The 24,991-nt window shown below is 73.8% G+C and carries 25 protein-coding genes and 1 pseudogene; 15 read left to right on the top strand and 11 right to left on the bottom strand.

Translation table 11 applies throughout. From position 1 onward, the window contains the following. Window positions 1-41 precede the first annotated feature (41 nt). Window positions 42-1,322: a GNAT family N-acetyltransferase gene (locus tag ACGF12_RS11385; protein WP_393028062.1), complete on the top strand. Its 1,281-nt coding sequence runs from the start codon at window positions 42-44 to the stop codon at window positions 1,320-1,322. Window positions 1,323-1,399: 77 nt separating this feature from the next. On the opposite strand, the gene ACGF12_RS11380 is transcribed toward ACGF12_RS11385, so the two are convergent. Continuing rightward, on the bottom strand, window positions 1,400-2,200 hold the full coding sequence (locus ACGF12_RS11380) for a TetR family transcriptional regulator (RefSeq protein WP_393028061.1): 801 nt from the start codon (window positions 2,198-2,200) through the stop codon (window positions 1,400-1,402). A gap of 10 nt (window positions 2,201-2,210) precedes the next feature. Beyond that, window positions 2,211-2,360 (bottom strand): hypothetical protein, encoded by a 150-nt coding sequence (locus ACGF12_RS11375; protein ID WP_393028060.1) that lies wholly within the window; start codon window positions 2,358-2,360, stop codon window positions 2,211-2,213. A gap of 32 nt (window positions 2,361-2,392) precedes the next feature. On the opposite strand from ACGF12_RS11375, the gene ACGF12_RS11370 reads away from it, so the two are divergent. Beyond that, a complete protein-coding gene (locus tag ACGF12_RS11370) occupies window positions 2,393-2,971 on the top strand; it encodes a GNAT family N-acetyltransferase (RefSeq protein ID WP_393028059.1) in 579 nt (192 codons plus the stop codon). Here the strand turns inward: ACGF12_RS11370 and ACGF12_RS11365 are convergent. Together ACGF12_RS11365 and ACGF12_RS11360 are read right to left on the bottom strand one after the other, a co-directional pair. Beyond that, window positions 2,956-3,435, bottom strand: coding sequence for a macro domain-containing protein (locus ACGF12_RS11365; RefSeq protein WP_393028058.1), 480 nt, complete (start codon window positions 3,433-3,435; stop codon window positions 2,956-2,958). The genes ACGF12_RS11370 and ACGF12_RS11365 overlap by 16 nt on opposite strands. Before the next feature lie 9 nt (window positions 3,436-3,444). Next, window positions 3,445-4,728: an MFS transporter gene (locus ACGF12_RS11360; protein ID WP_393028057.1), complete on the bottom strand. Its 1,284-nt coding sequence runs from the start codon at window positions 4,726-4,728 to the stop codon at window positions 3,445-3,447. Between the two features lie 116 nt (window positions 4,729-4,844). Here ACGF12_RS11360 and ACGF12_RS11355 point away from each other — a divergent pair, with 116 nt between their 5' ends. Then, window positions 4,845-5,822, top strand: coding sequence for a LysR family transcriptional regulator (locus tag ACGF12_RS11355; protein ID WP_393028056.1), 978 nt, complete (start codon window positions 4,845-4,847; stop codon window positions 5,820-5,822). A gap of 116 nt (window positions 5,823-5,938) precedes the next feature. Here ACGF12_RS11355 and ACGF12_RS11350 read toward each other — a convergent pair whose 3' ends face one another. Continuing rightward, complete coding sequence (locus ACGF12_RS11350) at window positions 5,939-6,547, bottom strand: YceI family protein (RefSeq protein WP_393028055.1); 609 nt, start codon at window positions 6,545-6,547, stop codon at window positions 5,939-5,941. Window positions 6,548-6,749: 202 nt separating this feature from the next. Here ACGF12_RS11350 and ACGF12_RS11345 point away from each other — a divergent pair, with 202 nt between their 5' ends. The 8 genes from ACGF12_RS11345 to ACGF12_RS11310 all read left to right on the top strand — a co-directional run bounded on the left by ACGF12_RS11345 (window position 6,750) and on the right by ACGF12_RS11310 (window position 14,291). Further along, window positions 6,750-9,899 carry an SNF2-related protein gene (locus ACGF12_RS11345; protein WP_393028054.1) on the top strand — a complete coding sequence of 1,050 codons (3,150 nt, stop codon included), beginning with the start codon at window positions 6,750-6,752 and terminating at the stop codon, window positions 9,897-9,899. Continuing rightward, window positions 9,896-10,108, top strand: coding sequence for a hypothetical protein (locus tag ACGF12_RS11340; RefSeq protein WP_393028053.1), 213 nt, complete (start codon window positions 9,896-9,898; stop codon window positions 10,106-10,108). The genes ACGF12_RS11345 and ACGF12_RS11340 overlap by 4 nt, the downstream gene beginning before the upstream one ends. An 85-nt stretch (window positions 10,109-10,193) precedes the next feature. Then, window positions 10,194-11,024 carry an RNA polymerase sigma factor SigJ gene (gene sigJ / locus ACGF12_RS11335; RefSeq protein WP_393028141.1) on the top strand — a complete coding sequence of 277 codons (831 nt, stop codon included), beginning with the start codon at window positions 10,194-10,196 and terminating at the stop codon, window positions 11,022-11,024. A 34-nt stretch (window positions 11,025-11,058) separates the two neighbouring features. Then, window positions 11,059-12,153 (top strand): MerR family transcriptional regulator, encoded by a 1,095-nt coding sequence (locus tag ACGF12_RS11330; RefSeq protein ID WP_393028052.1) that lies wholly within the window; start codon window positions 11,059-11,061, stop codon window positions 12,151-12,153. 139 nt (window positions 12,154-12,292) lie between these two features. Beyond that, window positions 12,293-12,700 (top strand): alpha/beta fold hydrolase, encoded by a 408-nt coding sequence (locus tag ACGF12_RS11325; protein WP_393028051.1) that lies wholly within the window; start codon window positions 12,293-12,295, stop codon window positions 12,698-12,700. Window positions 12,701-12,895: 195 nt separating this feature from the next. Continuing rightward, window positions 12,896-13,303, top strand: a complete 408-nt coding sequence (locus tag ACGF12_RS11320; RefSeq protein WP_387619696.1) for a helix-turn-helix domain-containing protein — start codon at window positions 12,896-12,898, stop codon at window positions 13,301-13,303. A 2-nt stretch (window positions 13,304-13,305) separates the two neighbouring features. Continuing rightward, the gene (locus ACGF12_RS11315; protein WP_393028050.1) at window positions 13,306-13,818 is read left to right on the top strand and encodes a hypothetical protein; all 513 of its coding nucleotides are present in this window, start codon (window positions 13,306-13,308) and stop codon (window positions 13,816-13,818) included. A gap of 122 nt (window positions 13,819-13,940) precedes the next feature. Beyond that, window positions 13,941-14,291, top strand: a complete 351-nt coding sequence (locus tag ACGF12_RS11310) for a DUF2516 family protein (protein WP_393028049.1) — start codon at window positions 13,941-13,943, stop codon at window positions 14,289-14,291. A gap of 128 nt (window positions 14,292-14,419) precedes the next feature. Here the strand turns inward: ACGF12_RS11310 and ACGF12_RS11305 are convergent, their stop codons facing one another. Further along, a complete protein-coding gene (locus ACGF12_RS11305) occupies window positions 14,420-15,814 on the bottom strand; it encodes a PP2C family protein-serine/threonine phosphatase (protein ID WP_393028048.1) in 1,395 nt (464 codons plus the stop codon). A gap of 362 nt (window positions 15,815-16,176) precedes the next feature. On the opposite strand from ACGF12_RS11305, the gene ACGF12_RS11300 reads away from it, so the two are divergent. Beyond that, on the top strand, window positions 16,177-16,740 hold the full coding sequence (locus tag ACGF12_RS11300) for an O-acetyl-ADP-ribose deacetylase (protein ID WP_393028047.1): 564 nt from the start codon (window positions 16,177-16,179) through the stop codon (window positions 16,738-16,740). 171 nt (window positions 16,741-16,911) lie between these two features. Here ACGF12_RS11300 and ACGF12_RS11295 read toward each other — a convergent pair whose 3' ends face one another. Beyond that, window positions 16,912-17,538 (bottom strand): DUF6215 domain-containing protein, encoded by a 627-nt coding sequence (locus tag ACGF12_RS11295; RefSeq protein ID WP_393028046.1) that lies wholly within the window; start codon window positions 17,536-17,538, stop codon window positions 16,912-16,914. A 114-nt stretch (window positions 17,539-17,652) separates the two neighbouring features. Further along, window positions 17,653-18,486, bottom strand: coding sequence for a class I SAM-dependent methyltransferase (locus tag ACGF12_RS11290; RefSeq protein ID WP_393028045.1), 834 nt, complete (start codon window positions 18,484-18,486; stop codon window positions 17,653-17,655). A gap of 229 nt (window positions 18,487-18,715) precedes the next feature. Here ACGF12_RS11290 and mshA point away from each other — a divergent pair, with 229 nt between their 5' ends. Next, on the top strand, window positions 18,716-20,089 hold the full coding sequence (gene mshA / locus ACGF12_RS11285) for a D-inositol-3-phosphate glycosyltransferase (RefSeq protein WP_393028044.1): 1,374 nt from the start codon (window positions 18,716-18,718) through the stop codon (window positions 20,087-20,089). 92 nt (window positions 20,090-20,181) lie between these two features. Then, the gene (locus tag ACGF12_RS11280) at window positions 20,182-20,694 is read left to right on the top strand and encodes a YbjN domain-containing protein (protein WP_393028043.1); all 513 of its coding nucleotides are present in this window, start codon (window positions 20,182-20,184) and stop codon (window positions 20,692-20,694) included. A 68-nt stretch (window positions 20,695-20,762) separates the two neighbouring features. Here the strand turns inward: ACGF12_RS11280 and ACGF12_RS11275 are convergent, their stop codons facing one another. Continuing rightward, window positions 20,763-22,076, bottom strand: a complete 1,314-nt coding sequence (locus ACGF12_RS11275; RefSeq protein WP_393028042.1) for an MDR family MFS transporter — start codon at window positions 22,074-22,076, stop codon at window positions 20,763-20,765. Between the two features lie 150 nt (window positions 22,077-22,226). On the opposite strand from ACGF12_RS11275, the gene ACGF12_RS11270 reads away from it, so the two are divergent. After that, window positions 22,227-22,985 (top strand): phosphoglyceromutase, encoded by a 759-nt coding sequence (locus ACGF12_RS11270; protein ID WP_387631476.1) that lies wholly within the window; start codon window positions 22,227-22,229, stop codon window positions 22,983-22,985. 81 nt (window positions 22,986-23,066) lie between these two features. Here the strand turns inward: ACGF12_RS11270 and ACGF12_RS11265 are convergent. Further along, window positions 23,067-24,312: pseudogene (locus ACGF12_RS11265) on the bottom strand (tyrosine-type recombinase/integrase). A 212-nt stretch (window positions 24,313-24,524) separates the two neighbouring features. Further along, entirely contained in the window at window positions 24,525-24,755 is a 231-nt protein-coding gene (locus ACGF12_RS11260; protein ID WP_393028041.1) for a helix-turn-helix domain-containing protein, read from the bottom strand. Between the last annotated feature and the right edge of the window lie 236 nt (window positions 24,756-24,991).

Raw genomic sequence — 24,991 nt, 5'->3', positions numbered from 1 at the left:
ATCGGATGCCGCCCATCGGGCCACCGCCGTACGGTGGCCCGATGGGCAACACCATCGATGACACCTCCGTTGACACCGTGAACGGGCTCCAGGTCCGAGCCGTCTCCGTGGAGGAGGTGGAGGCCTGGAACCGGGCGCTCAACTTCGGCTTCCTGCGCCCGCACGCGGGTGTCGCGCCGGAGCTGCGCCGCATGCAGTGGGAGCCGGGCCGGATGCTGGCCGGGTTCGACGGGGACCGCCAGATCGCCACCTACCGCAGCTTCGACGTCGAACTGGCCGTCCCCGGCGGGGCCGTCGTCCAGGCCGACGCGGTCACCAACGTGACGGTCAGCGCGACGCACCGCCGCCGGGGCCTGCTCAGCGCGATGATGCGGCGCGACCTCGCCTCCGCCGCCGAGCGCGGTTGCGCGGTCGCCGTCCTGATGGCCGCCGAGTACAACATCTACGGCCGCTTCGGCTTCGGCCCGGCCACCTGGGGCTGCGGCTGGAACATCGACCTGGGGCGCACCCGCGGTCTGCGCGAGGGCCTGCCGGGCGTGCCCGGCGGCCGGATCGACTTCGTGACCCTGGCCGAGCATCGCGAGTTCGGTGCCGAGCTGTACGACCGCTGGCGGCTCACCCAGCCGGGCGCGATCACCCGGGGCGAGATCTGGTGGCAACGCCGCACCAACGAGATCCGGGTGCCCGGCAGCGACTTCAAGGAGCCGTTCACCGCCGTCCACCGGGACGCCGACGGCGAGGTCACCGGCCTGGTGGTCTACCGGGTCGAGAACAAGTGGGACGGGGCCTACCCCGACTCGGTGCTCACCGTGGACGAGTTCATCGCCCTCGACCTGCCCACCGCGGCCGAGCTGTGGCGGCTGGTCCTCTCCGTCGACTGGGTGCGCAAGGTCGTGGTGGAGAGCCTCTCCCCGGACGACCCGCTGCCGCTGCTGCTCCAGGACCCGCGCGCGGCGACGCCGCGCGAGGACAACTCCGACGCCATGTGGCTGCGGCTGCTGGACGTCGAGGCCGCGTTCAACGCCCGGACGTACGGTGCCCCCGGCCGGGTCGTGCTGGAGGTCGAGGACCGGCTCGGTTACGCCTCCGGCCGCTTCGCGATCGAGGTCGCCGGGGACGGCACCGGCCGCTGCACCCGGACCACCGACGACGCCGATCTCGCCCTCGGAGCCTCCGAGTTGGGCTCGCTCTACCTGGGCTCCGAGACGGCTCCGAGGCTGGCGGCGGCCGCCCTGCTCACCGAGCTGCGCCCGGGCGCGGCGGCCGCCGCCGACCTGCTGCTGCGCGCCCCGCTGCGGGCCTGGACGCCGACCGAGTTCTGAGCCGCCAATACGCACCCAGGCCGGCCCGCGCTTCGCGGGCCGGCCTGAGGCGTGCCACAAGGTCCTTGGCGGAGGCGCTACTTGACGGCCGTCTTGCCGATCGTGGGCAGGATGAAATCCTGGATCAGTCCCTTGGCGTCGCGCACGATCGGCCGGAACACCCGGTAGCGCGAGAGGTTGATCAGCCGGGCCGCCATCGGGGTCGAGCGCCGGACGAACTCCCTGGTCCGCTCGGTGTCCTCGGTCCGGTCGAAGACCCAGTAGAGGACGACGATCATCAGGTGCAGCCAGAGCACGTCGGGCAGCAGCTCGCCCAGTTCGGCGTCCAGCTTCGGTGCCAGGTCGGAGCCCTGGAGGACCTCGCGGAACAGCTCGACCGCCGTCGCCCGGGCCGGGTGGGACTCGTCGGAGAACGGGCTCAGCGAGCTGGTCGGGTCGGCCGCGGTGCGGAAGAACTGCGCGGCGAACTCGTGGTACGGGGCGGCCGTGTCCAGCCAGGAGACCAGCGCGATCTGCAGCCGCTCGGCGAAGTCCCGGGTGTGGGCCATGCGTTGCCTGGCGTCGGCCGCGTGGTCGTGGGTCATCCGGTCGTAGAACCCCTGGATCAGGAATTCCTTCGCCGAGAAGTAGTAGTAGGCGTTGCCGACCGAGACGCCCGCCTCGGTGGCGATCGCGCGCATCGTGGTCTTCTCGTAGCCCCGTTCCTGGAACAGCCGCATGGCCGTCTCCAGGATCAGCGCCCGGGTCGCCTCGCTCTTGTCGGTCTTCGGCTGTGCCCGGCCGCCGGGCATGGGCCCGGTGTCCGTGCCGGGTGCGGCCGCAAGATCGGCCGCACCCGTCTCGCCGTCCGTTCGGTTCGTCGCTGCCAGGTCGTCCACGTGCACGAGCCTAACCGGAGACGACGTTCCATCCGGTGTCGGTGTTGTCGGTGCTCGCGGCACCGGATGCCCCCTCCGCATCCGGTACCGCGACCACCACCCCCGTTATTTCGAACGCGTTCAAAAGCTGGTGGGAACTGTAGCGGGTTCGATTGAACATGTTCAACTCCATTGTTGTGGGAGGCTCGTCACATGATCGGTTCAGGACAGACCACCATCCGGCACGGCGGAGCGCAGGACGCCGCGCACGTCGCCGAGCTGCATGCAGACAGCTGGCGCACCACGTACCGGGGGATCGTCCCCGACGAGGCGATCGGGGACGGACTGGCCGCCCAGCGGCGCGAGCTGTGGGAGCTGCGCCTGGCGGCGGACTACGGTGAGCCGGAGAATACTCCGGTCCTGCTGATCGCCGAACAGGCCGGTGAGACGGCCGGGTTCGTCTATCTGGTGCCCCAGCCCGACGGCCGGGTGCTGGTGGACAACCTGCACGTCCGCCCCGGCCGCACCGGCGGCGGGATCGGCCGCGAACTGCTGGCCGCCGCCCGCACCGAGGTCGCCGAGCGGCACCCCGGCGCCGAGCTGTACCTGGAGGTGCTGAGCGGCAACACCCGCGCGGTCGCCTTCTACGAGCGCGAGGGCGGGATACGGATCAGAGCGCAGGAAGGCGTCTTCCCGGGCGGCTACCTGCTGCCCGAGTACGTGTACGCCTGGCCGGCCGCGCCCGGGCCGGCCTCCGGCCGGACGTCGACCAGCGGTCAGTCGATGTCGTAGACCGTCACCGGTATGCCGCGCGCCGTCAGCCGGGCCGCCACCAGCGGCTCGACCCTGGCCCAGCGCCCGCCCGCCAGTCCGCAGCCGATCCGCGGCATGTGGACGGAGGCGCCGAGTTCGAGCGCGCGCTCACCCAGGGCGGCCAACGCGGTGTCGATGGCCTCGTACCGCACCGGCACTCCGGTGGAGCGCCCGGTCCGGATGCCGCGCTGGCCGACCAGGTTGGCCACCCAGACGTACGGCTCGACCTGCACCAACTGCAGGGCACCGAGGCCGAAGTCGTTCTTCGCCCGCTCCCGGTGCCAGCGTCGGAACGCCGCCTCGGGCTCGGGCCAGCGTCTGGAGAGCGCGAGCACGAAGCCCTTGCCCCAGCCGCCGAGGTCGTTGCAGACGTGCGCGATCACCTTCACGCCCTTGCCCCGGGGCGTGGTGGCATCGCCTTGGACGTAGGTGATTTCCGCCATGCCTCGAAGTTAGACGGAGGCACTGACAACCCGCTCGGGATTTTCCGGCGCCTGCTCCTTTCGCGCCGCGGCCGGTCCCTTTCGCGCCATCAGGTGCCGCCGCCCGGCCAGCGCGATCAGCAGGGCGAGCGCGGCGGCCGAGGCCGGCAGCGCGTAGCCGGTGCCGGGGGCGGCGTGCTCGGCGACCGTCCCGGCGAGCGCCGCGCCGGCCGAGATGCCGACCACGATGCCGGACACCGCCACCGCCATCCCCTCGTTGAACTGCCGCTGCGGCAGCAGCTCCTGAACCAGCGTCACACCCGTCACCATGGTCGGCGCGGTGGCCGTGCCCGCCGCGAACAGCGCGACCCCGAGCACCCCGAGCCCGGCCCCGCCCAGTCCGGCCGCGAGCGGCAGCAGCAGCACCCCGGCCATCGCGGCCGCCCCGGCCAGGAAGCGCGTGCCGGGTGCCCGACGCGGGGTCAGCAGACCGAACAGCAGCCCGGCCACGCAGGAGCCGGCCGCGACCAGGGCCAGCAGTCCGCCGGCCGCCGCCTTGTGGCCGAGCGCGTCGGCGTAGGCCACCGTGGTGATCTCGGTCGCGCCGAAGACCGTGCCGGTGGCCAGGAAGGTCAGCACCAGCACCCGCAGCCCGGGCACCCGCAGTGGGGAGCCGTGCCGCTGCTCGGTCGAAGCCCGTACGGGAAGCGGCGGTTCGGTGCGCCGCTGGGCGGCGAACAGCAGGGCGCCGGTGGTGCCGAGGGTGCCGGCGGTGAGCAGTCCGGCCTCCGGGGCGAGCGTCGTGCAGAGCAGCATCGCGAGCACCGGCCCGGCCATGAAGCACAGTTCGTCCAGGGCCTGTTCGAGGGAGTTGGCCAGGTGCCGGGCGGCCGGGTCGTCCCGGTACAGGTGCGCCCAGCGGGCCCGGGCCATGCCGCCGAGGTTGGGCGCGGCCGCGCAGGCCGCCCAGCAGGCGTACAGCGTCCAGTCCGGTGCGCCGAGCCGGACGCAGAGCAGCAGGGCGAGCAGCGGGGCGGCGTTGTAGAGCGCGGCCGGTACGGCCACCCGCGACTGCCCGTAGCGGTCCACCAGCCGTCCGAGCAGCGGCATCCCGATCGCCCCGGTGACCAGCCCGGCCGCCGAGACCGTCCCGGCCAGCGCGTACGAGCCGCGCCGCTCGGCGAGCAGTACCACCAGCGAGACTCCGTTCATCGACAGCGCGAGCCGGCCGAGCAGCCCGGCCAGGGTGAAGGCGGCGGCGCCAGGGGCCGAGAACAGCCGGCGGTAGGAGGCGAGGAGGGCGGGCGAGGGCAAGCGGGCTCCTGGGAATCAGGACGGAGGGGGATGCGCCAAGCCTGGCGGCGGTGGCGGCCGGGCGTCCAACACCTGTTTCGCCGTACTCACAACACCGTGTTGTTAATCTGCCGGGCATGCCCCGTGACCTGCACCCCCGACTGCTCCGCGGCTTCCTCGCGACCGCCGAGACGCTGCACTTCGGCCGGGCCGCCGAGCGGCTGCACGTCGCCCAGCAGGCGCTCAGCCGGGACGTCCGCTCCCTGGAGGGGCTGCTCGGCGAGGCGCTGTTCACCCGCACCACCCGCAGCGTCGAGCTCACCCCGGCCGGGCGGCGGCTGGTGCCCCGGGTGCGCCGACTCCTCGCCCTGCACGACGAGATCCTCGCCGAGGCCGGAGCCGGGGCCGCCGCCCGGCCGCTGCTGCTCGACCTCAACAGCGATGTCACCGGCCCCGACCTGACCGCCGACCGGGTGCTCGAACGGGCCCGCGCCGACTGGCCGGAGGGCGAGCTGCTGGCCCGCTTCCACGGTGGACTGGCCGCGGCCGCCGCCGAATTGCTGGCGCACCGGCTGGACGCCTCCTTCGGCCGCTTCGCCGGGCTGCCCGCCCCGGTGTGCGGCCAACTCGCCCAGCTGCCGGTGCGGTTGGAGCGGATCTCGGTGATGATGGCGGACACCCACCCGCTGGCCGGCCGCCCGGTGCTGCGGCTGGCGGAGCTGGCCGGGCACCCCGTCGACATCTGCGCGGGCAACCCGGCCACCACCGAGTGGACCGACCTCGGCGAGCGGCTGCTGCGCGAGCACGGCCTCACCGCCGCCGCGCCGTACGTCCCGCCGGTGGGCCTGGACGAGACCGCCCGCTACCTGGCCCGGCACGGTGACCCGATGCTGACCACGGTCGGCGGTCCGAGGATCCCGGGGGCGGTGAACGTGCCGCTGGTGGAGCCGGTGCCGCTGAGCCTGGTCAGCCTGGTGCACCGGCCCGGCGAGCGTCATCCGGGCCTGCGGGCGCTCGCCGGGGCGGCGGCTGGACTCGGTACGGCCGAGGGCTGGTTGCGCCGCCCGCAGGGCAGCTGGCTGCCGTCGGCGGACGCGGCGCTGGTCGGCGGGTAGGGCGCGGCGCCGGTAGGAGCATGGGAAGCCGCCCCTGCCCCGGGGGTGTGGGCAGGGGCGGCGGTCGGTGGGCGGCGGCAGGGGTCGCCGGGTCACCGGGGCCGTGGACGGCCGGGTCAGGCCGCCTTGACGGCGGAGATGTCGAAGCTGAGCTTGACCTTCTCGCCGATCAGCACGCCGCCGGTCTCCAGGGCCGCGTTGTAGGTCAGGCCGAAGGCGGTGCGGTCCACGACCGTCTTGCCCTCGAAGCCGACCCGCTCGGCGCCGTAGGCGTCGGTGGCGCTGCCGGTGTACTCGAGCTCCAGGACCACCGGGCGGGTGGTGTCCTTGATGGTGAGCTCGCCGGTCATCCGGTAGGAGTCGTCGCCGAGCTGCTCGGTGGCGGTGCTGCGGAAGCGGATCTCCGGGTAGGTGTCGGCGGCGAAGAAGTCGCCGGTGCGCAGGTGCTCGTCGCGCTGGGCCTGGTTGGTGTCGATGCTGGCGACCTTGATCACCAGGTCGGCCGAGGAGTTGCCCGGCGTGGCGCCGTCGAGGTGGAGCTTGCCGTCGTACTCGGCGAAGCGGCCCTTGACGTTGGTGACCATCGCGTGGCGGACCGAGAAGCCGATCTCGCTGTGCATGGTGTCGATCGCCCAGTCGCCGCTCAGGTGCGACAGGTCCGGGCCGGCCGGGGTCCGGACGGGGACGGGGACGGCGGTGGTCTTGGTGCGGTTGAACAGGCCCATGGCTCCTCCTCGGGTTCGAAGCCATTTGTTTAGGCTTCAACTTCTTGGCTCCAGCGTACGGCGATGTCGTTCAATTTTCAACCACAGATGTGGGGGCGTTCCTCTGATTCACCCGATCGGCCCCACAGCCCGGCCCGACGGCCGTTGTCGGACCACGCGGCTAGGCTGCGAAGAACCGGCTCCCCGCCCCGAGAGGCCCCTCATGTTCGTCCTGCACGCGCTCTGGCGGGCGGACGGACGGCTCGCGCTCTGGGCCGAGGACGCCCGCACCCACCCCGGCCCCGCCGAACCGCAGCCCGACCGGCCCGCCCCGTGCGCCCACCCCTACGCCTGCCCGGCCGGCGAACTGGCCGCCGTGCTCGGCGGCATCGGACCCGGCCTCGGCTGGCTCGCCGGCCAGGCCCCCGAACGCTGGGCCACCCTGCTGCTGCCAACCGTCGGCGCCCTGCCCGCCCCCTCGCCCGACCTGCCGGTCACCCCGCCGCGCGGCGGCGCCGTCCTCACCCCCTGGCGGGTCCCGGCACTGCTCTTCGACGCCGCGGCCGCCGCCCAACTGCTCGGCGAGGTGCACGACCCGCACTGGGCCGTCACCGGCACCGACCTGCCCGGCACCGGCCGGGTCGAGGTGGTGTACGGCCCCTCGCTGCGCTGGCTCACCGGGGTGCACGACCTCGCCTGGCGCGCGGTCGGCCGGGGTCGGCTGCTGCCGCTGCCCGTGTCGGCCGACGGCCGCCCGCAGGCCCGCTGGCGGCCCGACCCCACCCCGGCCGGGCGCCGCGAGGCCGCCGCGCTGGCGGCGGGCTGCCCGCCGGTGCTGCTGGGGGAGTGGCCCACCGGCGCCGGAACGGGAGAGGCCCTGCTGGACGCCGCCCTCGGCGCCCTGGTGGACGCCGAGGCCCGCGCCGCACTCGCCGACCAGCCCCTTCCCACGGCCGGCGCCGCCACCGCCGACCGCTGGCTGCAGGCCCTCGCCACCCCCTCCGGCGAACTCGGCGACGTCCCGGCCGAGGACTTCGCCGAACTGCGCCACCGGATCGACGCCTGGTACGCCGCCGCCGAACCCGCGGACCCCGCACTGCGGCTCTGCTTCCGCCTGCTCGAACCGCTCGGCCCCGACCCGGACGACCCCGAGGGCCGCCCCTCCGACGACGCCTGGCAGCTGGAGTTCCTGCTCCAGGCCGTCGACGAGCCCTCCCTGCTGGTCCGCGCCGCCGACCTGCACGAGGGCGGCGCCGCGCACGCCGCGCTCGCCCGCAAGACCACGGACGGCCGGGAACCCGCCGACGTCCTGGCCGCCGAACTCGCCCGCGCCGCCCACCGCTGGCCCGCCCTGGACGGGCTGCGCCACCGCCCCCGCCCGTCCGCCCTCCCGCTCGACCGGGCCGGCGCGCTCGACTTCCTGCGCGCCGCCGCGCCCGCGCTCGCCGAGAACGGCTTCGGCGTGCTGCTGCCCGCCTGGTGGCGCCGCCGCCCCCGGCTCGGGCTCGCCCTGCGCGCCGTCACCCCGCCCGCGCCCGGCACCCTCGCCGTCACCAGCCAGGTCGACCGGGACGCCGTGGTCGCCTTCCGCTGGCAGGCCGCGCTCGGCCCGGACGGCACCCCGCTCACCGAACAGGAACTCGCCGAACTCGCCGCCGCCAAACAGGGCCTGGTGCGCGTCCGGGGCACCTGGCTGGAGGCCGACCCGGCACAGATCGCCGCCGCCCTCGCCTTCCTCACAGAGCAGCGCGACGGCCTGCTGGCCGCCGCCGACCTGCTGCGGCTCGCCCTCGACCCCGAGGCGACCGTCGCCGGACTGCCGGTCACCGGCGTCCGCGCCGACGGCCCGCTCGGCGACCTGCTGGCCGGCCGCGCCGCCGCCGAGTCGGCCGACCCCGACGCCCTCGCGCTGCCGCCGGACTTCCGTGCCGAGCTGCGCCCGTACCAGCGGCGCGGCCTGGCCTGGTTGCGCACGATGTCCGGGCTCGGCCTCGGCGCCGTGCTGGCCGACGACATGGGCCTCGGCAAGACCGTGCAGACCCTCGCCCTGCTGGCCACCGAACAGGCCGAGGGCGCCACCGGAGCCACCCTGCTGGTCTGTCCGATGTCCCTGGTCGGCAACTGGCAGCGCGAGGCCGAGCGCTTCGCCCCCGGCCTGCGGCGCCACGTCCACCACGGCACCGACCGCCTCGGCGCGGAGCAACTCGCCGAAGCCGTACGGGGCGTGGACCTGGTCATCACCACCTACGGGCTGGTCCAGCGCGACCTCGCCGCCCTGCGCGCGATCCGCTGGCGCCGGGTGGTCGCCGACGAGGCGCAGTACATCAAGAACACCGGCACCGCGCAGTCCCGGGCGATCCGCGCACTGACCGTCACCCGCCACCGGATCGCCCTGACCGGCACCCCGGTGGAGAACCGGCTCGCCGAACTCCACGCCGTCCTGGACTTCGCCAACCCAGGCCTGCTCGGCCCGGCCGAGCGCTTCAAGGAGCGCTACGCGATCCCGGTCGAACTGCACCGCAGCCCCGAGCGCACCGCCGAACTCCGGCGCCGCACCGCCCCGTTCGTGCTGCGCCGGCTCAAGTCCGACCCGGCGGTCGCGGTCGAACTGCCCGCCAAGCAGGAGATGACCGTCTGGTGCAACCTCACCGCCGAACAGGCCGGCCTCTACCAGGCCGTGGTCGCCGACCTGCTGCAGCGGGTCGAGGGCATCCGGGGCGTGGAGCGGCGAGGCACCGTGCTGGCCGCGATCGGCAAGCTCAAGCAGGTGTGCAACCATCCGGCCCAACTGCTGCACGACGGCTCGCCGTTGGGCGAGCGCTCGGGCAAGGTCGCCCGACTCGCCGAACTGCTGGAGGAGGCGCTGGCCGAGGGCGACCGGACGCTGGTCTTCACCCAGTACGCCGAGTTCGGCACCATGCTGCGCCCGTACCTGGAGCGCCGGCTCGGCGAGGAGGTGCTCTTCCTGCACGGCGGCGTCCCCCGGGCCCGCCGTGAGGAGCTGGTCCGCCGCTTCCAATCCCCCGACGGGCCAGGGGTGTTCCTGCTCTCGCTGCGGGCCGGCGGCACCGGACTCAACCTGACCGCCGCCAACCAGGTGATCCACCTCGACCGCTGGTGGAACCCGGCGGTCGAGGAGCAGGCCACCGACCGCGCCTTCCGGATCGGCCAGCGCCGGGACGTCCAGGTCCGCCGCCTGGTCTGCGTCGGCACCGTCGAGGAGCGGATCGACGAACTCCTCACCGCCAAACGCTCGTTGGCCGACACCGTGGTGGGCGAGGGGGAGCACTGGCTGACCGACCTGCCGGTCGGGGCCCTGCGTGAACTCGTCGCCCTCACCCGCGAGGACGCCGTCGCCGAGGAGGACGCGTGACCGACCAGCCGCAGCACCCGGTCGCTTCGAAGGCGCCCATGGTCAACATCGCCGCCTACTGGCGCGGCGACTTCACCCTGCGCCCCGAACAGCCCGACGAGGAGCCGGACGAACCCTCGCTGCGCCGCCTCGGCCGCTCCGGCATCACCGTGCACGGCCGCGACCTCGCCACCCTGCTCGCCCCCGCCTACGACACCTTCCGCAGCTGAACCCCGCCGTCTACCGTGCGGTAACGTCCCGAGGGTGACCGACACTTCAGAGAGCCGTCTGGCCGACTTCGAAGAGCACCGGCGGATGGTCTTCGGCATCGCCTACCGGATGCTCGGCAGCGTCGCCGACGCCGAGGACCTGGTCCAGGACACCTGGCTGCGCTGGAGCCAGGTCGCCGGCCCGGTCGCCAGCCCGGGCGGCTACCTGGCCCGCACGGTCACCAACCTCGCCCTCAACCGGCTCGACTCGGCCGCCGTCCGCCGCGAGTCCTACGTCGGCCCCTGGCTGCCCGAGCCGCTGGTCACCGAGCCGGACGCGACCGACGGCGTCGAGCGCGCCGAGGCCGTCTCGGTCGCCCTGCTGGTGGTGCTGGAGAGCCTGTCCCCGCTGGAACGGGCGGTGTTCGTTCTCAAGGAGGCCTTCGGCTTCTCCTACCCGGAGATCGCCGAGGCCCTGGACCGCACCGAGGCCGCCTGCCGCCAGGTCGGCAGCCGGGCCCGGGCCCACGTGCGCGCCCGCCGCCCCCGCTACGACGCCCCGCCGGAGCTGCGCCGCCGGGCCACCGACGAGTTCCTCGCCGCCTGCGTCGGCGGCGACCTCAACCGGATGCTCGAACTGCTCGCCCCCGACGTCACCTCCTGGAACGACGGCGGCGGCGTGATCACCGCCGCGCTGCGGCCGATCACCGGAGCCGAGAAGGTCGCCCGCTTCATCCTCGGCCTGCTCCACAAGCTGGGCGAGGGCGCGGCCGCCCGCCCGGTGCTGGTCAACGGCGAGCCCGGAGTGCTGATCACCGTGCACGGCGCCGTCGACTCCGTCTCGGTCTTCGACTTCACCCGGGGACCGGGCGGCGAGCCGCTGATCTCCGCGATCCACGCCGTCCGCAACCCGCAGAAGCTCGCCCACCTCGCTTGACCCTCGACCAGGTCGAGCCCGGAGAGTCATCGGCATGGAGAGCGAGCTGCACAGCATCGGCGAGCTGGCCCGCAACAGCGGCCTGGGCGTCGGCACCCTGCGCTACTACGACGGCGCCGAGGTGCTCAGCCCCGCCTGGGTCGACCCGCACACCGGCTACCGCTGGTACCGGCCCGCCCAACTCGCCGACGCCCGGCTGCTGGCCCGGCTGCGCCGGGTCGGCCTGCCGCTGGCGGCCATCCGCGCCGTGCTCGGCGCCGACCCCGGCAGCGGCGAGGCCCGACGCGTCCTCGACGCGCACCTGCGCCGACTGGAGGACGGCCTGGCCGACGCCCGCCGCGAGCTCTCCCTGATCCGCACGATGATCGACCAGAGGGAGCAGCCGATGACCACCACCCCCGCCGAGACCCGCCTCACCGTCCCCGCGGACGGCCTGGCCGCCGCTCTGGACGCGGTCCGCTTCGCGGTCTGCGGCGACCCGGAACTGCCCTCCCTCGCCGGAGTGCTGTTCGAACCGGACGGCCCGGTGCTGCGCCTGGTCGCCACCGACCGCTACCGGCTGGCCCTCGCCGAGGTCCCCGCCACCGGCGCACCCGAGCAGCCGACCGCCGGCACCATCGTCCCGACCCCGCTGGCGGACGCCCTGCGCGCCCTGCTCCCCACCGCCCCGGCCGAGGTCACGCTCACCCTGGGCACCGGCACCTTCCGCGCCGAGACGGGCGGCCACCGCATCGAGGGCGCCGCGCTCGACTTCGACTACCCCGACCACCGCGTCCTCACCCGGCTCGACCCGCAGCACCGGATCACCCTGCCCGCCGCCGACCTGCGCGCCGCCGTCGAGACCGGCGCCACCCGCACCCTCCCCTCCGGCCCCCAGGGCACCGACTGCGCCGTCACCGTCCTGACCCTCACCCAGGACGGCCGCCTCACCGTCGCCACCACCCCCGCGGCTGGGGACGTCCAGGTCGCCGTCAACCGCGACTTCCTCCTCGACGCCCTCCGCGCCGGCCACCCCGAGCAGCTCCTGCTGGAACTCGGCGGCCCGATCGCCCCGCTCGCCATCCGCACCCCGGGCCGGGCGGGCACCTTCTCCGTCCTGATGCCCGTCCGGCTCCCCGACGCCGCGTGACCCCCGGCCCCTGGACGCACCCGTGATGTGGCCGGACCGAAGGCCGGTGCGCGCCCGCGGTCCTCGCCCGCAACCCGCCGCCGTCGACGCTGCCCCACACGAACCCTGCTCCTGAAGCGGCTCTGCAAGGATCCTCCGCATGAGCACCGACTCCGAAGTCCAGACCCCCGACGGCGGCCACCTGTGGGCCGAACGCCGCGGCGCCGGCACCCCGGTGGTGCTGCTGCACGGCTCCGGCATGGACTCCCGGCTGTGGGACGCCGTCGTCCCCGAACTGTCCCGCCACCACGACGTGATCCGCTACGACGCCTGCGGCCTCGGCCGGTCCACGCCCCCGGAGCGGACCTTCGACGACGTCGAGGACCTGCGCGCCGTCCTGGACCACTTCGGCCTCGACCGCGCCGCCCTGGTCGGCCTGAGCATGGGTGGCGAGACCGCCCTGGACTTCACCCTCGCCCACCACCACCTGCTCCCCGACGCCGACCACTACCTCCCCCTGCGCACCCCCCACCACCTCACCGCCCTCCTCCTCCCCCACCTGGCCTAACCACCCACCAACCCCCCCCACACCCGCACCAACCCACCCGCAGCAACCCCCCACCCACCCCGTACCTCCCTCTAGCGAGAGGGACGCGCCCCCGGCCACCCACCCTCCCGAAAGCCCCCCACCAACAGACACCCCCCGCTTGCCCCCGCTAGCACCCTGCTTGCAATTGCAAGCACCCTGCCGCACCCTGTCTACATGGCCTCACTCAACGTCGCCTCCCTGGGCGAGTACATCCGCGAGCAGCGCCGCAGCGCGCAGTACTCGCTGCGCCAACTGGCGGAGGCCGCCGGCGTGTCCAACCCGTACCTGAGCCAGATCGAGCGAGGGTTGCGCAAGCCGAGCGCGGAGATCCTGCAGCAGATCGCGAAGGCGCTGCGGATCTCGGCGGAGACGCTCTACGTCCAGGCCGGGATCCTGGAGGAACGGCGGGGTGAGGGGCTGGAGCTGCGGGCCTCGATCCTGGCCGATCCGCTGATCAACGAGCAGCAGAAGCAAGCGCTGCTCGCGGTCTACGACGCCTTCCTCAAGGAGAACGCCGCATCGGCCTCCGGTCCCACGACCGACGGCGCAGCCATCCAGAACACCCACCGGGAGGACCGGTAACCATGCCGATCACTGACGACATCAAGAAGACTCTCACCGACCCGACCCCGCTGTACGCCCTGGCCGGCGCAGGGGACTTCGCCTACGAGAAGCTGCGCGAGGTGCCGGGCAAGGTCGAGGCGCTGGCGGCGGACCGCAAGACCGCGCAGGAGAAGGCGACCGCCAAGCTGCACGAGGCGCAGGAGCTGCTGACCGGGGCGCCCGCCAAGGTCACCGAGGCCGTCACCACCTTCCCCGCCGACCTGAAGGCGCTGCAGGAGCGGGCCCAGGGTTTCGCCCTCCAGCAGGTGGCCCGCGCGGTCGAGTTGGCGGTGAAGGCCAAGGAGACGTACGACGAGCTGGCCGAGCGCGGCAAGGTCGTGGTCGACAAGGCCCGCCCGCAGGACGACACCACCGACACCATCGACACGATCGACACCACCGGGACCGCCGAACTGGTCGAGGACGGTGCCCCCGCCGCCACGCCGAAGAAGTCCGCCAAGGTCCGGAAGGGCGCTCCCGACAGCACGGAGTGATCGGGGCCCGCGGCCACGGGCACATCCGGTGACGGCCGGACGTTGACAGCATTGCGGGCGGTCGCCGTGCCAGGATGGGCGGCGGCCGGGGCGTGGCAAGCCGAGAGACGTAGGAGATCGCGATGACCGGAGTGTTCCAGATCCTGGCCTTTTCCTACCTGAACCCGTTCTGGTGGATGGCCGTGGCCATCCTGGGCTACAAGTTCTTCGCGCTGCTCGACGCGGCCACCCGCCGGGAGGACGCCTACCGAGCGGCGGACAAGAAGACCAAGGGGTTCTGGCTGGCCATCCTCGGGATCAGCTTCGGTTGGGACCTGCTGTTCGGGGCGAACTTCCTCGGCAGCATCGGCACCCTGGTCGGCCTGGTCGCCTCGATCGTCTACGTGGTGGACGTCCGCCCGGCGATCCGGGCGCTGACCGGCGGCAGCGGCCGTGGCGGCCGGAGCAACACCGGCCCGTACGGCCCCTGGTAGGCCGACGACAACGCCGCAGCCCGGGCGGGATCTCACCCGCCCGGGCTGCGGCGTTTCCTGGAGGCACCGCCCAGCGCGGAACCCCTCGGCGCGGAACCCCTCGGCGCGGACTCCCGGCGCGGAACCCCTCAGCCGAGGATCAACTGCACCGGATTGCGCTCCAGCAGCAGCACCGCGACGTCGTCGGTCAGCGCGCCGCCGTTCAGCTCCTCCACCTCGGCGATCGCGCTGTCGACCAGCCGCCCCCGGGTCAGCCCCGCGGACTGGTGGTCGGCGATCAGGTCGGTCAGCCCGTCCTGGCCGAGGCGGCGCGACCCGGCCCCGACCCGGCCCTCGATCAGTCCGTCGGTGTAGAGCAACAGCCGCCAGCCGGGCAGGAGTTCGAGCTCGTGCGCGGGCCAGGCGGCCTGCCCGTCGTGGCAGGGCAGCAGTCCGAGCGCGGGCCCGGCGAGGTCGGCGGGCAGGGAGACGGGGGCGTGGTCGCGGCCGAGCAGCAGCGGCGCCGGGTGTCCGGCGAGGTAGAGCCGGGCCCGCTCGCCGGTGCCGAGCGAGTCGAGGCCGGTGTCGGCGCCGCCGGGCTCGATGACCAGCATGCAGAGCGTCGCGAAGATCTCGTCGCTGCGCCGCTCGTGCTCCAGCACGTGCTGGAGGGTGGTGAGCAGGGTTTCGCCGGTGAGGCCGGCGAAGACCAGGGTGCGCCACGCTATCCGGAGCGCGACGCCGAGCGCGGCCTCGTCCGGGCCGTGGCCGCAGACGTCGCCGATCACGACGTGGACGGTGCCGTCGTCGGTGCGCACGGCGTCGTAGAAGTCGCCGCCGAGCAGGGCGCGGCGCCGCCCGGGGCGGTAGCGCCGGGTGAAGGAGAGCCCGGCGCCGTCCAGCAGCGGGGTGGGCAGCAGGTGGCGCTGGAGGCGGGCGTTCTCCTGGCCGCGCAGCTCGGCCTCGACCAGGCGGCGCTGGGACTCGTCGGCGCGCTTGCGTTCGACGGCGTAGCGCAGGGCGCGGGCCAGCAGCGGGCCGTCCGTGTCGTGCTTGAGCAGGAAGTCCTGGGCGCCGGCGGCGACGGCGGCCGCGCCGAGTTCGGCCCCGGCGGCGTCGGTGAGCACCACGACGGGGATGTGCGGGGCGCGCCGGAGCAGCTCGTGCAGGCCCTCCAGACCGTCCGAGGCGTCGGACGGGTGGGGCAGGTCGGCCGGGGAGGCCAGGTCGAGCAGCACGCAGCCGAATTCGGGACTGCGGGTGCGCCCGCGCCGGGCGGCGGTGGCGGCCTGGGCCAGCAGTCGGGTGGCCTGGTCGAGGCCGCGGGCCCAGTGGATCTCGATCGAGGTGCCGCTGTCGGCGACCGCGGCCTTGATCAGCTGGGCGTCCGAGGCGTCATCCTCGATGACCAGCAGCCGCAGCGGTGCGGCACCGCCGTCGGCGGGCCCGTCACCCGGTGCCGGAACGTTTCCCACCTCGGCCAGGTGTGACGGGTGCCGCCCGCCGTGCGCGGTCCGGACCGGCTGTGACCGGGGGTGAGGCATCGGGGGAGCTGCCGTCGCCGGGCCGGTCGTTGCCGGGCGCTTACGGGCATGGCCGACGGGGGCGCCGTCATGGGCGCCCGGCAGGTCCGCGGCACCAGGTGCCCGCCCGTCTCCCGTTGCGGGCATCGGTGGTTCCTCCCTTTCCCCGACTGCGTAACGGCCGGCGTCCGTCCGCGGTGCCCGCCTGGCACCTCGCGTCGGGGAACTTCTCGCGACCATAACGTGATCTCCGGGGATTTCTTCGGCCGACCGGCGCCGTTGTGGTTATTGCCACGCCGGTGGCGGTGTGGTGATCAGACTCGGATGACGGCTCGGATCCCGTTCCGGCGGCTGCCGGGCGGGCTCGGGAAAGGGGGCAGGTGATGGTGATGCGGATCACCCTGGTCGAGGGTGACATCACGGAACAGCGAGTGGACGCGGTGGTGAACGCCGCCAACTCGTCCCTGCTGGGCGGCGGCGGGGTGGACGGTGCGATCCACCGCAAGGGCGGACCGCAGATCCTGGAGGAGTGCCGTCGGCTGCGGGCCTCGCACTGGGGCAAGGGGCTGCCCACCGGGCGCGCGGTGGCGACCACGGCCGGACGGCTGCCGGCCCGGTGGGTGGTGCACACCGTCGGGCCGGTGTATCTGGCGGAGGAGTACGAAGCGCGGGCTGAGCTGCTGGCCTCCTGTTATCGCGAGTCGCTGCGCGTGGCGGCGGAGTTGGGAGCGGGCACGGTGGCTTTCCCGGCGGTGTCGGCCGGGATCTTCGGCTGGCCGCCGGCGGACGCGGCCCGGATCGCGCTCGGCACCGTCGCCGAGGTGCTGGACGGCGGTGACGTGCGGGCGGGCGCGGAGCTGGCGGAGGTGCGGTTCGTGCTGTTCGGGGAGGAGATGTACGAGGTGTTCGAACAGGCCCTGGGGGTGCTGCTCGGCCAGGGTGGCTGACGGCTGTGCGCGGCTGGGCGTGGTGGGCACTGAGCGGCGTGTGATGTCGTCGCCCGATGGCCTCCATCGTGACGTGGCGAGGCGTCAACATGCTAGAGATATTCGATAATTCGTTCGGGTGAATGGCGCGAAGGGCGCGCGTCGCCTGTCCGACCGGGCGGCCGTACGGTCCTACGGGGCCGCGACCCAGCCCGGGAGGTTCGGGACCACGGCCTCGGCGACCCGCTGCACGACCGCGTCGTCGACGTTCTTGCCGTCCTGGCGGAAGACGGTGATCTCGAAGGCCCGGCCGCCCGGGTCCTTGGCGTTCTTCGCGATGACGAGGTTCCGCGTGGTGGGGCCGTCCTGGCTGCTCTTCCCGCCCGGCGCGAACAGCGTCATCGTCCGGCCCCAGGTGGTCACCGCGGGGTGGCCGAGGACGGTGACCCGGGTGGCGCCGAAGGACGTCCAGTCGCCCATCGACCAGGCCGAGACAGGGCTCTCCGAGAGGTTGACGACGGTGTCCTGGAGGCGCACCTCCGCCATGGTCTCCTTCTGCTCCTTGAAGGGGCCGGGCCCGGCGGTCGAGACCCGGTCGTCCGGCGTGCCGAGCAGCGTCGGCAGGTCGGAGCGGTTGAGCGCGGCGCAGAACGCCGCGTAGTCCGCCGGGAGGTCCGCCGAGGACGGCGCGCAGGTGGCGTCCGCCCGGTGGGGCTTGAGGGCGCCCGTCCCGGCCAGGGCAGCCACGGCGCCACAGGCCACGACGATCACGGCCCCCGCCGCGATGACCGCCTTGTTGTTCCGCTCGTTCGTCTCCACCCCTGGACCCCCCGTACAACGGGTCCTCGATCGTTCGAGCACCCCGTAAGCGGAGATGATCTTACGGTGCCCCGTCGCTCTGATCTGCGCCGGTGCCCGTGCCCCGGCCGCCCGCTACGGCGCGAGCGCCGTCCAGGGCACCGTGACCTCGCCCTGCCGCCACCGCCCGCGCGCGTCCACCAGCGGCCAGCTGCCCGCCAGCGCCGTGCACGCCGCCACCCAGCGCTGCCGCGCCCCGAACGCCCCGTACGGCGCGGCCGCCGCCCAGGCCCGGTCGAAGTCGGCCAGGAAGGCGTGCACCGGCCGCCCCGGCACGTTGTGGTGGATCAGCGCCTTCGGCAGCCGTTCGGCCAGGTCGGAGGGCTGTTCCAGGCCGCCCAGCCGGGCCGCGAAGGTCACCGTCCGGGGCCCCTCCGGGCCGAGCGCGACCCAGACGTGTCGCCGTCCGATCTCGTCGCAGGTGCCCTCGACCAGCAGCCCGTCCGGGGCGAGCCGGGCGCACAGCCGCTCCCACACCCCGGCCACCGCCGACTCCTCGTACTGCCGCAGCACGTTGGCCGCCCGGATCAGCTGGGCCGGCGCGCCGCCGTCCAGCGGCACCTCGAAGCCGCCGCGCCGGAAGGTGAGCAGCGGCGCCTCGGCGTACGGCAGCGCGGCCGCGACCCGCTCCGGCTCGATCTCGATCCCGACCACCCGGACGTCCGGCCGCACCGTGCGCAGCCGCCCGGCCAGCTCCACGGCCGTCCAGGGCGCCGCGCCGTAGCCGAGGTCGACCGCCACCGGCGGCCGCTCGGCGGCGCGCAGCGTACGGCCCAGGGTGTGCGCGATCCAGCGGTCCATCCGGCGCAGCCGGTTGGTGTTGGTGGTGCCCCGGGTGACGGTCCCCACCGGACGGCCGGTCCGCCCGCGGGCGGGCGCGGTGGTCGCGGGGTCGAAGGAGGCAGCCATGTCCAGAAGGGTAGTCGGCCCGTGCCGCGACCTGGGCGGATGTCGGCCCGGCCGGGGGCGCCGGCCGGTCCCTGACAGCTCACTGCCCGGACCGGGAATGCCGGACGACCGCCTCGTGGTTGGCACACTGGTGGTGATGTGTGCCCGGACGGGGCAGCGCACACCGGACATGCGGCGGCCCGCCACGCGGACCGCCGAGACGGGCCGCACACGAGGAGGCTTCAGCCAGGTGATCCAGCACCCCGTCCGTTCGGTACGCCGTGCCCAGTCCGCCGCGCCCGCGCGCGGCCGGCTCCAGTCGCTCGTCCCGGGCCGCCGCCGTCCGCGCCGAATAGCCATGCTGAGCGTGCACACCTCGCCGCTGCACCAGCCCGGCACCGGGGACGCCGGCGGGATGAACGTCTACATCGTCGAGCTGGCCAAGCGCCTGGCCGAGCTCAACATCGAGGTCGAGGTGTTCACCCGGTCGATCTGTTCGGACGACGCGCCGACCGTCGAGCTGGCCCCGGGCGTGCTGGTGCGGCACGTCACCGCCGGGCCGTACGAGGGCCTGGTCAAGGAGGACCTGCCGGCCCAGTTGTGCGCCTTCACCCACGGGGTGCTGCGTACCGAGGCCGGCCACCGCCCCGGCCACTACGACCTGGTGCACTCGCACTACTGGCTCTCCGGGCAGGTCGGCTGGCTGGCCGCGCAGCGCTGGGGGGTGCCGCTGGTGCACACCATGCACACCATGGCGAAGGTGAAGAACGCCGCGCTGGCCGAGGGTGACACGCCCGAGCCCGCGGCCCGGGTGATCGGCGAGACCCAGGTGGTCGAGGCCGCCGACCGGCTGATCGCCAACACCACCGAGGAGGCCGCCGAGCTGGCGCTGCACTACGGCGCCCGGCCGGACCAGCTGGCCGTCGTCCACCCCGGGGTGAACCTGGACGTCTTCCGCCCCGGCGGCCCGTCGGCCGCGGCCGACGCCCGGGCCCGGCTGGGCCTGCCGCAGGACGCGGCCGTGCTGCTGTTCGCCGGGCGGATCCAGCCGCTGAAGGCGCCGGACGTGCTGCTGCGGGCGGTCGCCGCGCTGCTGGAGCGCCGTCCGGAGCTGCGTGAGCGCCTGGTGGTGCCGGTGGTCGGCGGCCCGTCCGGCACCGGGCTGGCCCGTCCGGAGAGCCTGCACAAGCTGGCCGCCCAGCTGGGCATCGGCGATGTGGTGCGCTTCCACCCGCCGGTCGGCCAGGCGAGCCTCGCGGACTGGTACCGCGCGGCGACGGCCCTGGTGATGCCCTCGTACAGCGAGTCCTTCGGGCTGGTCGCGCTGGAGGCGCAGGCCTGCGGCACCCCGGTGGTGGCGGCCGCGGTCGGCGGCCTGCCGGTCGCGGTGCGGGACGGCGACTCCGGATCCCTGGTGAACGGCCACGACCCGCTGCAGTGGGCCAGCGCGCTGGAGCCGTACGTGACCGACCGGGCGCTGGTGGCCCGGCGCGGCGCGGCGGCGGCCCGGCACGCGGGCGCCTTCGGCTGGGACACCGCCGCGGCGACCACCGCCGAGGTGTACGCCGGCAGCCTGGCCCGCCCGGCCGGCCGCCTGGCCGGGGCCCGCCGCCGCCCGGCCTGACATCGGGGCGTTCGGTGCGCGCGGCGGCTGCGCCCTGCGGGCCGCGCTCCACGGGCTGCGCTTCACGGGTACTGGCGAGTAACGTCACCCCCATGGCAATCCGCACCAAGGACGAGGCCCTGACCCTCCTGCGCACCGCCCTGGACGACGCCGGGGTGGCCTGGGAGCCGGCCGCCGCCGACCCGTACACGCTGGTGGCGACCCTCCCGGGCACCCGCAAGCTGTCCACCACCTGCGCCCTGCGGGTCGGCGACCACACCCTGTCGGTGAACGCCTTCGTGATCCGCCGCCCGGACGAGAACCACGAGGCCGTCTACCGCTGGCTGCTGGAGCGCAACACCCGGATGTACGGCGTCGCGTACGCCGTCGACCAGCTCGGCGACGTCTACCTGGCCGGCCGCCTGCCGCTGGAGGCGCTCACCCCGCAGGCCGTGGACCGGCTGCTCGGGACGGTGCTGGAGAACGCCGACGAGCCCTTCAACACCCTGCTGGAGCTGGGCTTCGCCTCGGCGATCCGGCGCGAGTGGGAGTGGCGGACCAAGCGCGGGGAGTCCACCCGCAACCTGGCCGCCTTCGCCCACCTGACCGGCCCGAAGGCCGACTGACCTCGGGCGTGTCCTGCGGATCCCCGCCGGGTCCTGATCCGGCGAGATCCACAGGACGCGCCAGGCCCTCAGGCGCCTGCCGGAGCCTTCTCGACCTCCGCTGCGGGCGCCGCCGCGGGCGCCGCCACCTCGGTCACGGCCCCGGTGCGGCGCCCGGCCGCACCCGTCCGGCGGGCCAGCGCCACGTACCCGAGCGCCGCCACCGTGCCGACCGCCCCGCAGGCCAGCCAGAGCGCGGCCGGCCCGGCGTACTGCAGCAGCAGCCCGCCGCCCGCCGGGCCGAGCAGCGAGGCGAGCGACCAGGACAGCGAGTAGACGCCCTGGTAGCGGCCGCGCGCGTGGGTGGGCGCCAGCTCGGCGATCAGGCCCATCATCACCGGGGTGTGGAGGATCTCTCCGACGGTCCAGACGCCCACCGAGAGCGCGAACAGCCATGCCGAGGAGCCGGCCAGTGCGGCCAGCCCGAAGCCCCAGCCGGTGAGCAGGCAGCTGGAAATCAGCAGTCCCGTCCGCGAGCGGCCCTCCATCCACCGGGTGAGCGGGATCTGCAGCACCACGATCAGCAGCCCGTTCAGGCCGATGACCAGCCCGTACTCGGTGGGCGTGATGCCCGAGGCGCCCATGTCCACGGCCAGCGTGGTGGAGCCCTGCTGGAAGAGCAGGGCGACCAGCAGGGTCAGCCCGACCAGCGCCATGAACGGGGCGTCCCGGAGCACCGCGAGCAGGCTGGTCTTCGGCTCGGCGGCGTCGGCCGGGTGCTCGGGCGAGGCCTGCGGCTTGGTCTCCGGGATCCGGACGAAGATCACCACCGCGCAGACCAGGGTGGTGAGCGCGTCCAGCAGGAAGAGTGTGAGGTAGCCGTGGGTGGCGATCAGACCGGCCGCGGCGGCGGAGAGGCCGAAGCCGATGTTGATCGCCCAGTAGTTCAGCGAGTACGCCCGGACCCGGTCCTCGGCCGGGACGAGGTCCGCGATGATCGCCGAGGTGGGCGGCCGGGTCGCGTTGTTGCACAGGCCCACCAGGAAGGCCACCGCGGCGATCGCCACCTGGCCGTCCACGAAGCCGAGCACGGCGGTCGACACCGCGGTGCCGAGCTGGGCGGCGACCAGCGTCGGCCGGCGTCCGATCCGGTCGGTCAGCACGCCCGCGCCGACCGCCGAGATCGCCGAGCCGAGGCCGAACAGCGAGGCCACCAGGCCCGCGTAGGAGGGTGAGTACCCGCGCTCGGCGGTCAGATAGAGCGCCAGGAACGTGACGACGAAGGATCCGAGCCGGTTCACCAGTGTGCTCACCCAGAGCCACCAGAACTGCCGTGGCAACCCGCCCACCGTCTCCCGCACCACTCTTCGGATCCGGGGGTTGCTGACCAGGCTGACGAGCATGTGGGGGCTCCCGAGGGCAGGCGTCCGCTGAGCGGCGCGGGCAGGCCCGGTCAGCCGACGCATGTAAGCAGCAGATGTGCGGCGCACACATTACCCACCGGGCCAAGGTCCCCACCAGGGGTTTTCCGGCCCTCCACTAAGCTGGGGGCCATGGCTGACACGACGTACCGACTCATCCTGCTCCGTCACGGCGAGAGCCAGTGGAACCAGAAGAACCTGTTCACCGGTTGGGTCGACGTCGACCTCAACGAGAAGGGCGAGAAGGAGGCCGCCCGCGGCGGCGAGCTCCTGTCCGCCGAGGGTCTGCTCCCCGACGTGGTGCACACCTCGCTGCTGCGTCGCGCCATCCGCACCTCGCAGATCGCCCTGGACAAGGCCGACCGCCACTGGATCCCGGTCAGCCGCAGCTGGCGCCTGAACGAGCGGCACTACGGCGCGCTGCAGGGCAAGGACAAGGCCCAGACCCTGGCCGAGTTCGGCGAGGAGCAGTTCCAGCTGTGGCGCCGCTCCTACGACACCCCGCCGCCGGTCCTGGCCGACGACAACGAGTACTCGCAGGCCGGTGACGCCCGCTACGCCGAGATCCCGAGCGAGCTGCGTCCGCGCACCGAGTGCCTGAAGGACGTCGTCGAGCGGATGCTCCCGTACTGGTACGACGCCATCGTCCCGGACCTCGCCGCCGGCAAGACCGTTCTGGTCACCGCCCACGGCAACAGCCTGCGCGCGCTGGTCAAGCACCTCGACGGCATCTCCGACGCCGACATCGCGGGCCTGAACATCCCGACCGGCATCCCGCTGGTCTACGAGCTCGACGCCGACTTCAAGCCGGTCGTCGCCGGCGGCCGCTACCTGGACGCCGACGCCGCTGCCGCCGCCATCGAGGCGGTCAAGAACCAGGGCAAGAAGTAACCCTGACAGCCAAACGGCCCCTCACCTGCGCTTTTGGCGCTGGTGAGGGGCCGTCGTCATTCCCGGGCCGTCTGTGGGCCGTCAGCCTTCGTGATCTTGGACCCCGAAGACCCCTTCCATGGCCTTCCGGGCCCGGTGCCGGCTGTCCGGCATCAGGTGGGCGTACACCCGCAGCGTCAGGCCCGGATCGGCGTGCCCCAGGTACTCGCTGACGGCCTTGATGCTCTCCCCGGCGTCCAGCAGGACCGAGGCGAAGAAGTGCCGGAGGGCGTGCATGCCGTGCTCCCGGGCGGACGCGTAGCCCTCGCCCTTGCCCGGCTTCGGGATGACCCCGGCGGCGGCCAGCGCGGGCTTCCAGTAGTCCTCGTTGAGCATGCCGCGCCAGACGATGTGGTCCGACGTGCTGGTGAAGATCAGTTGCTTGGTGACGGGCGGCCCGCCCACCTTCATCCAGGGCAGCGTGATCTCCACCGGCGGGAACCGCTCCATGTGGGCCTTGAGCGCGTCGGCCACCGGCCGGGGGAGCGGTACGCTCCGCAGCGTCCCGCCCTTCGGCGGCGCGAACACCGGCTTGCTCCGGCTCAGCTTGAGCTGCTGGGTGACGTGCATCGTGCTGGCGTCGAAGTCCAGCGCGTCCACGGCCAGGCCGAGGATCTCGCCCTGTCGCAGCCCGCAGCCCGCAGCCGGCGCCGACGTCCACCGTGGCCCGGTAGCGCTCGGTCATGGCTTCCCGGACGGCGAAGACCCGCTCCGGCTCCCAGGGGACGACCCGCCGAGCCCCGACCACGGGCGGGCGCACGGTCCGGGCGACGCACGGGTTCCGGAGCAGGATGCCGTCGTCCACGGCCGCGCTCAGGACGGCCCGGACGTTGGAGAAGATGACCCGGGCGTACGACCCCGACACGCCGGAGGTCTCCAGCTCGGCCACGAACTCCCGGATGTGGCTGGGCTGGAACGAGCTGAGCGGCCGGGCCCCAATCCGCGGGAAGGCGTGCCGCCGGAGCTGCGACTGCATCGAGGCCTGCGTGTTGGGGTCGCTGGTCTGGCTCCTGAGCCAGTGCTCGGCGAACTCCTGGAACGTGGTCTTCGCCGCCGTCGGGTCGAGGTACTGCCCGCGCGACATGTCGGCCTCGATCCGGGCCAGCCACTCCTCCGCCTGCCGCTTCTGGCGGTCGGGGAAGCTCTTGCTCTTCTCGGTGCCGTCCGGGGCGACATAGCGGGCCCGGTACCGCTTGCCGGTGCCGTAGCGGTCGGTGCGGACGCGGCGGGGCTTGCCGTCCGGGCCAGGCTCGGTCTTGTACCAGCGGTCTTGGATGTGTCCGGCCATGAGGCCGCTCCTTGGGGTTGGGGCGTGGACGTGATGGAGGGAGGCGTCAGGCCAGGCGCCGGAGGGGTGTCAGAGCCGTCAGAAATGGGCGTCAGACGCGTCAGACACCCCTCGCGCGCACGTGTTACCTGGGGAAATCGGCCCGTTCGGCGTCACGGTCGTCTGACGCGTCAGACGTGTCAGGGCCGTCAGAAGCAGGGCCGGGCGGTGGTTCAGGCGGCCTGGTGGGTCTGGTCGGCGACCCACTGGGCGACGGCTTCGGGGTGGTAGCGAAGGTGCCGGCCGACACGGAAGGCGGGCGGGCCGGTGCGCTTGCGGCGCCACTGGTGCACGGTCTCCAGCGGGACACCGAACATCGCGGCGATGTCCTCGGGGGTGAGGAAGCGGGCGGGCAGGGCAACCACGGTGGGTCGGGTGTCGGCCGGGGTGCTGCGGTTGGCCAAGGTGTTCTCCTGGGCGGTTGGGCCTGTCTGTCGCCTGTCGTGTCACCTGTCGCCTGTCACCTGTCTTGTCGCCTGTAAGGCGCTGGTCAGGGGGTGGTTTCGGGGCTGCGGGGCCCCGTTCCGGGACCGGGACGACAGGTGAGAAGCGATTCCCAAACCGCGTGGCACGGCTGCCGCTCGAATTTTCGCGCGCATCACTCTCGTTCGGGTGATCGCTGATCGGCACGCGCATAGGA

This window comes from Kitasatospora sp. NPDC048296 (genome assembly GCF_043201815.1).
In the GTDB taxonomy this organism is placed as follows: domain Bacteria; phylum Actinomycetota; class Actinomycetes; order Streptomycetales; family Streptomycetaceae; genus Kitasatospora.
Note: the sequence above shows the minus strand (reverse complement) of the source record. Positions and strands in the feature narration are given on the sequence as shown.

Coding starts and splice junctions, on each gene's coding strand:
- ACGF12_RS11375 (WP_393028060.1), bottom strand. CDS start 2,360: ATGTTCAATCGAACCCGCTACAGTTCCCACCAGCTTTTGAACGCGTTC.
- ACGF12_RS11320 (WP_387619696.1), top strand. CDS start 12,896: ATGGCCTCACTCAACGTCGCCTCCCTGGGCGAGTACATCCGCGAGCAG.
- ACGF12_RS11385 (WP_393028062.1), top strand. CDS start 42: ATGGGCAACACCATCGATGACACCTCCGTTGACACCGTGAACGGGCTC.
- ACGF12_RS11290 (WP_393028045.1), bottom strand. CDS start 18,486: ATGGCTGCCTCCTTCGACCCCGCGACCACCGCGCCCGCCCGCGGGCGG.
- ACGF12_RS11315 (WP_393028050.1), top strand. CDS start 13,306: ATGCCGATCACTGACGACATCAAGAAGACTCTCACCGACCCGACCCCG.
- ACGF12_RS11300 (WP_393028047.1), top strand. CDS start 16,177: ATGGTGATGCGGATCACCCTGGTCGAGGGTGACATCACGGAACAGCGA.
- ACGF12_RS11355 (WP_393028056.1), top strand. CDS start 4,845: ATGCCCCGTGACCTGCACCCCCGACTGCTCCGCGGCTTCCTCGCGACC.
- ACGF12_RS11270 (WP_387631476.1), top strand. CDS start 22,227: ATGGCTGACACGACGTACCGACTCATCCTGCTCCGTCACGGCGAGAGC.
- ACGF12_RS11325 (WP_393028051.1), top strand. CDS start 12,293: ATGAGCACCGACTCCGAAGTCCAGACCCCCGACGGCGGCCACCTGTGG.
- ACGF12_RS11305 (WP_393028048.1), bottom strand. CDS start 15,814: ATGCCTCACCCCCGGTCACAGCCGGTCCGGACCGCGCACGGCGGGCGG.
- ACGF12_RS11365 (WP_393028058.1), bottom strand. CDS start 3,435: ATGGCGGAAATCACCTACGTCCAAGGCGATGCCACCACGCCCCGGGGC.
- ACGF12_RS11370 (WP_393028059.1), top strand. CDS start 2,393: ATGATCGGTTCAGGACAGACCACCATCCGGCACGGCGGAGCGCAGGAC.
- ACGF12_RS11310 (WP_393028049.1), top strand. CDS start 13,941: ATGACCGGAGTGTTCCAGATCCTGGCCTTTTCCTACCTGAACCCGTTC.
- ACGF12_RS11275 (WP_393028042.1), bottom strand. CDS start 22,076: ATGCTCGTCAGCCTGGTCAGCAACCCCCGGATCCGAAGAGTGGTGCGG.
- ACGF12_RS11330 (WP_393028052.1), top strand. CDS start 11,059: ATGGAGAGCGAGCTGCACAGCATCGGCGAGCTGGCCCGCAACAGCGGC.
- ACGF12_RS11345 (WP_393028054.1), top strand. CDS start 6,750: ATGTTCGTCCTGCACGCGCTCTGGCGGGCGGACGGACGGCTCGCGCTC.
- ACGF12_RS11350 (WP_393028055.1), bottom strand. CDS start 6,547: ATGGGCCTGTTCAACCGCACCAAGACCACCGCCGTCCCCGTCCCCGTC.
- sigJ (WP_393028141.1), top strand. CDS start 10,194: ATGGTCTTCGGCATCGCCTACCGGATGCTCGGCAGCGTCGCCGACGCC.
- ACGF12_RS11280 (WP_393028043.1), top strand. CDS start 20,182: ATGGCAATCCGCACCAAGGACGAGGCCCTGACCCTCCTGCGCACCGCC.